Origin of the sequence: Gelidibacter sp. (assembly GCF_039916245.1) — a bacterium.
In the GTDB taxonomy this organism is placed as follows: domain Bacteria; phylum Bacteroidota; class Bacteroidia; order Flavobacteriales; family Flavobacteriaceae; genus Gelidibacter.
Window position 1 is genome coordinate 1 of sequence record NZ_JBDSLS010000095.1, and the last position, 9,285, is coordinate 9,285.

The 9,285-nt window shown below is 37.9% G+C and carries 6 protein-coding genes; all 6 read right to left on the reverse strand.

All coding sequences use genetic code 11. The annotated features are described in order from the left end of the window. Positions 1-2,408 (reverse strand): adenosylcobalamin-dependent ribonucleoside-diphosphate reductase (locus ABIQ28_RS04665; RefSeq protein ID WP_348035670.1); only part of this gene is annotated, 2,408 nt, incomplete at its 3' end. A gap of 193 nt (positions 2,409-2,601) precedes the next feature. Beyond that, positions 2,602-3,546, reverse strand: coding sequence for a DUF3078 domain-containing protein (locus tag ABIQ28_RS04670; RefSeq protein ID WP_348035672.1), 945 nt, complete (start codon positions 3,544-3,546; stop codon positions 2,602-2,604). Between the two features lie 30 nt (positions 3,547-3,576). Then, positions 3,577-4,755, reverse strand: coding sequence for an AIR synthase related protein (locus ABIQ28_RS04675; RefSeq protein WP_348035674.1), 1,179 nt, complete (start codon positions 4,753-4,755; stop codon positions 3,577-3,579). Between the two features lie 531 nt (positions 4,756-5,286). After that, the gene (locus ABIQ28_RS04680) at positions 5,287-5,427 is read right to left on the reverse strand and encodes a hypothetical protein (RefSeq protein ID WP_348035676.1); all 141 of its coding nucleotides are present in this window, start codon (positions 5,425-5,427) and stop codon (positions 5,287-5,289) included. 249 nt (positions 5,428-5,676) lie between these two features. Then, positions 5,677-7,863, reverse strand: a complete 2,187-nt coding sequence (locus ABIQ28_RS04685; RefSeq protein WP_348035678.1) for a glutamine synthetase III — start codon at positions 7,861-7,863, stop codon at positions 5,677-5,679. A gap of 122 nt (positions 7,864-7,985) precedes the next feature. Next, positions 7,986-8,933: a calcium/sodium antiporter gene (locus tag ABIQ28_RS04690; RefSeq protein WP_348035680.1), complete on the reverse strand. Its 948-nt coding sequence runs from the start codon at positions 8,931-8,933 to the stop codon at positions 7,986-7,988. Between the last annotated feature and the right edge of the window lie 352 nt (positions 8,934-9,285).

The window sequence follows — 9,285 nt, forward strand, 5'->3', positions numbered from 1 at the left end:
TTTTTCCAGGTATTGATGGACTCCGTATCCAATTGCAAACTATTGATTAAATCTACAATCTTGTCAATCGGCATCCCGTGACGCAGTGTACTTGAGATTAATTTGGCATAGTTCCAATATTCAGGATTAAATTTATGCGACAAGCCTTCAATCGTCGTTTTATACCCTCTGATATTGGTGTATTGAAAATCGTAACGTGAGCTACCGTCTTCATTTCTGTTTTTTATAATCAAACCTTCATTGACCCAACGCGGAATCAAAATCCCATCTTCATCATCAGCAAGCCCAGTGAAAATCTCATAAGGCTTACCATCGATCAAGCCAATGAAAGCAATCCATTTTTCTTTATTGTTCTGAAATCTCACAACATCAGCTTTCAAGGTTTGTGGACGTTTGGTTGGAAATGTCGCAAAGGCTTCCTGTTCGCCCTCTTTCTTTTCGTCATTCGAAATCAACACGCCAGAACGCGAACCATCTCGATATACGGTAACACCTTTACAGCCCGCTTCCCAAGCTTCCATGTATAATTTACCCACCAACTCCTCAGTCGCATCATTAGGCAAATTAATGGTCACGCTAATGGAATGATCAACCCATTTTTGAACAGCACCTTGCATGGCTACTTTACTCATCCAATCTACATCATTGGAAGTGGCTTTATAATAAGGTGATTTCTTAATCAGGGCATCCAATTCCTTTTGATCATAGTTTTTGGCAAGATCATAACCATTGACTTCCATCCATTGTTTGAATCGGTGATGGAACACCACATATTCTTCCCAGGAATCGCCCACCTCATCCACAAAATCCACTCGCGCTTCCTTATCATTAGGATTTACTTTACGACGTCTTTTATAAACAGGCATAAAAACAGGCTCAATACCAGACGAGGTTTGCGTCATTAAGCTGGTCGTGCCTGTTGGCGCAATGGTCAATAAAGCAATATTACGTCGACCAAATTCGGTCATATCATAATACAAGGCTTCGTCTGCTGCTTTTAATCTCTGAATGAAAGGGTTGTTTTTTTCACGTTCAATATCAAAAACCTTAAATGCCCCACGTTCTTTAGCTAAATAAACTGAGGCACGATAAGCCGCTAGCGCCAAGGTTTTATGAACTTCTACTGAAAATGCATTTCCTTTTTCACTGCCATATTGAATTCCTAAACCGGCAAGCATATCCCCTTCCGCCGTAATTCCAACACCAGTTCTTCTGCCTTCCTGAGTTTTCGTTCTGATGTTTACCCATAAATTTCTTTCGATTGCCTTAACCTCATCGCCCTCAGGATCTGCATCAATTTTCTGTAGAATGACATCGATTTTCTCCAATTCTAAATCGATAATATCATCCATAATACGTTGCGCCGCGGTTACGTGTTTTTTGAAAAGTTCAAAATTGAAGCTTGCGTCCTTGGTAAAAGGTTGTTCTACGTAAGAAAATAAATTGATCGCCAATAATCGACAAGAATCGTAAGGACATAGCGGAATTTCACCACATGGGTTTGTTGACACTGTTTTGTAACCTAAATCAGAGTAGCAATCGGGAACAGATTCATTGATAATTGTATCCCAAAATAAAATGCCAGGCTCAGCTGATTTCCAGGCATTATGTACAATTTTTTTCCAGATGCCATTGGCGTCAATGGTTTTTGAAAATTTAGGATTATCACTGAAAATCGGATATTTTTGAGTGTATTGGCTGTTCGATTTTACAGCCTTCATAAAGTTGTCATCAATTCTTACAGAAACATTAGCCCCCGTAACTTTGCCCTGTTCCAACTTGGCATCGATAAAATCTTCAGCATCGGGATGATTGATAGAAACAGACAACATTAAGGCACCTCGGCGTCCGTCTTGAGCGACCTCTCGCGTAGAATTAGAATAACGCTCCATAAATGGAACAATACCCGTAGATGTTAAAGCAGAATTCTTAACTGGCGAACCTTTTGGACGAATATGCGACAAATCATGACCTACTCCGCCACGACGTTTCATTAACTGAACTTGTTCCTGATCAATTTTCATGATTCCGCCATACGAATCAGAATCCCCGGAATTTCCAATTACGAAACAATTAGAAAGCGAGGCGATCTGAAATGGATTGCCAATTCCGGCCATAGGACTTCCTTGTGGCACAATATATTTGAAATCTTTGATCAAATCAAAAACCTCCTGTTCGGACATTGGGTTTTCGTATTTTGCCTCCACACGTGCAATTTCTTTTGCAAGGCGTTGGTGCATTTCATTTGGTGTGGATTCATAAATATGACCATCAGAATCTTTCAAGGCATATTTATTCAACCAAACGCGAGCGGCTAAATCATCGCCATTAAAATAATTAAGGGCGGCTTCAAAGGCTTCTTCTTGGGAATATGTTGTGGTAGGAACAATGAGGGAATCAGCTTTCATGGATTGCTATGCTTTTATCGGTTAAATTTTTTTTTTAAAACATAAAGAAACAAAAAACAATCAACTTCGAATATGACTTAAGTCATAAACCGTACAGAGAAAGCAACTCAATCCACTATAGGCCAGGTATCTAGCAATTTATCAACATTCAAAAGTTAACAAATTTTTATAACAAGACATAAATTTCTATGTTTTAGAAATTGATAGCAACACCAACACCTAAAACTTGCTTCCATTGCACGCGAGCACCGTTTTCAACATACACACCTGCCACATCGGTAGGGGTTAATATCTTGATGTCATCATCATATCGGAGATGGGAACTTAAAGAGGCTCTTACAAACTCATTCACTTTAAATTCAAAATTAACAAGCCAATCCACATCCACATTTCCAAAACTTTTAATATAGTCGGTATACAAATTCAGCTTGGTTGAAATTTTAATATTTTCAAACATTTCAGTTTCAAAAAAATGGGTCACCAAAATACCAACTTCATTTCTGACTTTTTGACCAGACCTGATTAAATTTCCATCCAGATCATACACTGCACCCTCTACACCAAAAGCGCCTTTATCAGCTAAGGCTGGGTCCAACACGAAGGTGGTCTTAACCGTTAAAGGCGAAAAATAAAATGCGAACTTTTCTAAATCTTTACCATATTCAGCACCCGCACCTATAAACATATATCCAGGTGCCATAAATTTTGAAATAGCTCTTGATCGATCAGGATAATTGTAGCCATTAGTAAATTGCGTCTTAAAGTTGAATTGCGCAGAAAAGAACCAATTGGTCAATGAATCCTTTCTGTAGCCCATATTAGAACTCACCTCCACCATATCCTCGGTCTTTCTCAAACTTTGACTCTCTTGCTTGTTCACGCCATAGCGGATTTCGCCCTTATTTTTCCAATAAAAATTATCGTTTGTGTAATTTAATGAGGATCTAAAACCCATAAGTCCAGAGATGGAGTTACTCCCTCCAGCATTCCAGTTAACAAATGTCACTTCGCTAACATCAAGGCTGGCCTTGTTATTTTGAATCCATTTTGGTTTTTCAACGACAGCTACTGAATCTTTAGTTTGACTGTTTAAAAATTGGCTCAACAATACCAAGCAAATACATAAAATCTTTTTCATTAAGTAGGGGTTAATGTTTTAGACTAGTTATTAATAAATAAATTCTCCAAATTCACTCGTAATCGTTAACTGCTTTTTAGCGGCATTTTCCACCCTTCCCACTATTTGCGCATCTACATTAAAAGATTTTGATATTGCAATCAGATCTTCAGCGATAGAAGGCGACACATATAGTTCCATACGATGGCCACAGTTAAAAACTTGATACATTTCCTTCCAATTGGTATTGGATTGCTCCTGAATCAACTTGAATAACGGAGGAACTGGAAATAAATTATCTTTAATAATATGAAGACTTTCTACGAAGTGAAGAATCTTGGTTTGAGCACCGCCACTGCAATGGACCATTCCATGAATATCCTGAGAAGTATATTTAGATAGCATCTCACTGATTATTGGCGCATAAGTACGTGTTGGTGAAAGCACTAATTTTCCTGCATTTATAGGAGAACCTTCAACGGCATCCGTCAATTTTACGTTTCCAGAATAGACCAAATCATCAGGCACAGCAGCATCAAAACTTTCTGGGAATTTTTCAGCCAAATATTTATGAAACACGTCATGTCGCGCAGAAGTAAGCCCATTGCTACCCATACCACCATTATAATCTGTTTCATAGCTCGCTTGCCCGGAAGAGGATAAACCTACTATAACATCACCAGCTTTAATGTTGGCGTTATCAATCACATCAGAGCGCTTCATTCGCGCTGTTACCGTAGAATCCACTATAATTGTGCGGACCAAATCTCCCACATCAGCAGTCTCGCCACCTGTAGAATGTATGGTTACTCCAAAGGATTTTAATTCAGTGATGAGCTCTTCCATACCATTGATAATGGCAGAAATTACTTCCCCTGGAATTAAATTTTTATTTCTACCAATTGTAGAAGAGAGCATGATATTGCTTGTCGCTCCAACACAGAGCAAATCGTCAATATTCATGATCAAGGCATCTTGAGCAATACCTTTCCACACCGAAACATCGCCAGTCTCTTTCCAGTACATATAGGCCAAAGCGGACTTTGTACCGGCGCCATCAGCATGCATGATTAAGCAATAATCCTCATCATTGGTGAGATAATCTGGAACAACTTTACAAAATGCCTGTGGGAACAAGCCTTTATCTATGTTTTTAATGGCATTGTGCACATCTTCCTTTGAAGCTGAAACACCTCGTTGCGCATACCTTTTACTTACGTCTTGACTCATAACTTTAATTGGAAAGGCAAAAATAAGGATTGTATTTTAGTTTTCCTTAATAATCGGATTTGAATTGACAAAGGTTGACAAACCTTCTATATAATCCTTTCTTATTATTATGGCCACTTAAGCAAAGAATTGGACCAAAAAGCTACGCCAATAAGCATCATCAAGGGCTCCAATGAATAAAACTTTAAGTTCATCGCTTAAAAGGTCATTATAGCCTGCCATAAACCCCCAAGCTCCTCCACTCTGAAATAAATTTATCATTTTCGCATCGGGCTGAAGGGGCGGAGTTCAGAGGTGTCAGGAACGTAGAATTCTTTCTAAATAGACTAACAACAATTTATGCTTAATCTTAAAATCCCACAACTTTTTGACTTGATCCTTTTTGACTTGATCCCTGAAGTTTACTTTTTAGAAAATCTCGAAAACAAAAAAGGACAACCAATTTTTTTAATTAGTTGTCCTTTTTTCCGTTTTCAAAACATGATTAAAAAATGAATGTTTCTACTCGAAAACTCATCTTAGTATTTAAGTTTAGAGTTGTTTTTTAGGTCCGTCATGGTTTACTACTACTGTACTTTTATTTACAGCTGAAGTATCATCCTTAGAATCATCTTGAGAAAACAAATAGGTCGCAAATGCCAAAGCCGCAAGGCTAAGAATAAGTTTTTTCATCTTTACAAATATTGATTAATAGCGATACAAATCTATGAAATTAAGGCATTGATATGTAGTAATCAAGCAACTATCTTAACCGTTTGTCGATCTTTTCGATTAGCTGCATTTTATCAAGATGAAATACATTAATCCGACGAACGACATACGTAGACCTACGCATTATAACGATGAAATGAAATGGCATTAACAGGAAAAACCTCTAACTAAAGAGGCTCTTCAACACATTTTTATACTTGATAATTCAGTTTAACTGGTAAATAACAATTCGCGGTATTTTGTCATTGGCCAAAGCTCATCATCCACCATTAATTCCAGCTTATCACAATGGTAACGAATACTGTCAAATAACGGTTTTACCTTAAAGCAATATTCATTCGCTTTCAGTTCGAAATCTGCTAAAAGATTAGCCTTTCTTCTCTCATCGGTCATTTTAGTAACATCAGAATTTATTGAAGAAATATGCTCCGAAATATCCTCGATTAAATTCAGCTGTTCCTGGGCGAACTTTTTAAAATCCTTGCCATAGATTTCTTTTAGTCCAACGACGTTTTTAATCAGTCGATTTTGATACTGCACGGCTACTGGCACAATATGATTACGGGCAATATCTCCAAGTACCCGACCTTCAATTTGGATACGCATGACATAATCTTCCATTTCAATTTCATAACGTGCTTCAGATTCAATCCGGTTCATAACGCCCATCTCCTCAAAAAGCTCGATTGTTCTTTTAGACACTTTCGCTTTTAAAGCTTCAGGAGTAGTTCTGTGATTGCTAAGACCACGTTTTTTCGCTTCTTTTTCCCAAGCTTCACCATAACCGTTGCCTTCAAAAAGAATGTTTTTTGATTTCTTAATATACTCTCTCAAAACATTGAAAATGGCATCATCCTTTTTCATGTCTTTTTTCGTAATCAATTGATCCACCTCCGTTTTAAAGTCAGTCAATTGTTTCGCCACGATAGTACTCAACACAGTCATCGGATTAGCGCAATTGGCCGTAGAACCCACCGCTCTGAACTCAAATTTGTTACCGGTAAAGGCGAAAGGCGATGTTCTATTTCTATCCGTATTGTCCAATAATACATCAGGAATCTTGCCAACCACATTTAGTTTCAAATCCGTTTTTTCTTCAGGCGACAAGATGCCATCCGTCACATTTTCCAATTCGTTCAAGACTCTTGTTAACTGCTCGCCAATAAAAATCGACATAATTGCAGGCGGCGCTTCATTGGCTCCTAAACGATGATCATTACTTGCAGAGGCGATGGAGGCGCGCAACAACTCTTCATTGTCATTGACCGCTTTAATTGTATTTATAAAAAAGGTTAAAAACTGCAAATTGCTCATTGGAGTTTTTCCTGGACCTAATAAATTAACCCCAGTGTCTGTGCTCAAACTCCAGTTATTATGTTTTCCAGAGCCATTAACGCCTGCAAATGGTTTTTCATGAAACAACACTCTAAAATTGTGACGATCTGAAACCTTGTCCATCACATCCATTAATAACGAATTATGGTCGACCGCCAAATTAGCTTCATCAAATATAGGCGCCAATTCAAATTGGTTTGGAGCTACTTCGTTATGTCTTGTTTTAACAGGAATACCCAAAAGCATACATTCAATTTCCAAGTCCTTCATATAAGACAATGCCCTTGCCGGAATAGAACCAAAATAATGGTCATCCAATTGTTGTCCTTTTGCTGCTGAATGACCTAATAAGGTTCGTCCAGTCTGCACGAGGTCTGGTCTTGACGCTGCCAAAGCACTATCCACCAAAAAATATTCTTGTTCCCACCCTAATGAGGTGTTTACTTTTTTTACATTTTTGTCAAAATATTTACAAACTGCTACTGCAGCGGTATCCATCGCAAACAACGCTCGTAACAATGGCGTTTTATAATCTAAAGCCTCTCCTGTATAGGACACAAATACTGTTGGAATGCACAATGCCGTTCCATATAAAAATGCCGGAGAAGTTGGATCCCAAGCGGTATACCCCCGGGCTTCAAATGTATTTCTAATTCCTCCGTTAGGAAAACTCGAAGCGTCAGATTCCTGTTGCACCAACTGACTGCCGCCAAATTTCTCTATAGCCAATCCGTTTCCGATAGTTTCAAAAAAAGCATCATGTTTTTCAGCCGTTGAACCTGTTAATGGCTGAAACCAATGTGTATAATGAGTTGCTCCTTTTGAAATAGCCCATTCTTTCATACCCGTTGAAATATGGTCCGCCACAGAGCGATCTATTTTTGTGCCGTTCTGCATCGCAGACATCACACTGTCAAAAGCTTCTTTGGTTAGAACCTGGCGCATAGTAGCCTCATTAAAAACATTGGCACCAAAAATGGCAGAACGCCTTTCGGTTTCTTCAATATGAACAGGTTTGCGATCAAGAGTTTTCTTTATAGCGTAGAAACGTAGTGTTGACATAATTATATATTTAATTATTATGTCACAAAAGTATGGAAAAATGATTAGAAATTAATTTACACCCTAAAAAAAATAGGGCTCATGAGCAAAATTTATGATAAATTTGATAACAACCCCCTGTTTTAGACACGGAATGTCGTGAAGACGAAAAATAGATAAGCGCCCAATAAAATAAATCCTTTGATTCTACCTATTTCAAATCGTTTAGGCAATAAGAACATCTGAATCAAAATGGCAGCAAAACCAATCATCCAAAACATATCGCTACTCAATATTTGAGTACTATTTACCGCGATGGGCTGAATCATGGCGGTAATACCCAGGACGGAGGCTATATTAAAAATATTGGAACCAATTAAATTCCCCAAAGAAATTGCATGTTCCTTTTTTAATGCTGCAATAACAGATGCCGCCAACTCTGGCACACTTGTACCCACAGCCACCACAGTAACAGAAATAACACGCTCACTGACCCCAAAAGAAGTTGCCATTTCTTTCGCTCCAAACACGAGCCATTCACTCCCAAAATAAAGAGATACCGCACCAATAAGTAACCAAACAATAATTTTAAATCCTGAAGTCACCTCAAGCGTTTTGTCTATATTTTGAACATCAGCTTCAGACGCTTTTCGAGAACGCTTAATCAATACGACAAGAAAAATAATGAGAGAAAGCATCAAGGCAGCACCTTCCCATCTGTTCAAAACATTACCGCTTTTTAAAAAGAAATACAAGACGACAGATAACAACATCATCATTGACCAATCCATTTTGTAAAGATCCTTGTTAATAGCCAATGGCGATATAATGGCTGTAATCCCCAAAACCAAACCAATATTCGCAATATTGGAACCTATAACATTTCCTAAGGCGATATCGGAATACCCTTTTAAAGCCGCCTGCAAACTCACTAAAAACTCAGGAGCAGATGTGGAAAACGAGACCACCGTCATCGCGATAACCAGTTTGGAAATATTAAACTTAAGAGACATGGCCACGGATGAACGCACTAAAAACTCGCCACCTACAACCAACAGGATTAATCCCAAAAACAACCAAACTAAACTCATGAAAAATATTTTTTTGCGAAGATACTCTATTCTCTTTATGATAAAAGGATGGAAGTTTATGAATTTTGTAAAATTCAAAACCAATATATCAAGATCAGATTCTGGAAAAGCAAGACCAAGAATTTACTGAAAGTTTTGCTAACCGATATTATTTTGTGTAAAAGATTAAAAACGACATGGTCATTATCACGTTGGAGAAATACTGACTGAATTTTTCAGATAAACAAAAAGCCCAAATTTCTATTTGAAGTTGGGCTTTTATTTTTACAAAAAAAGTCTACTCCAGCACTATTTTTTTAGTCACAGATTGTCCTTCGGATTCTAAACGCAGCACATAAATCCCAGTTGTTAA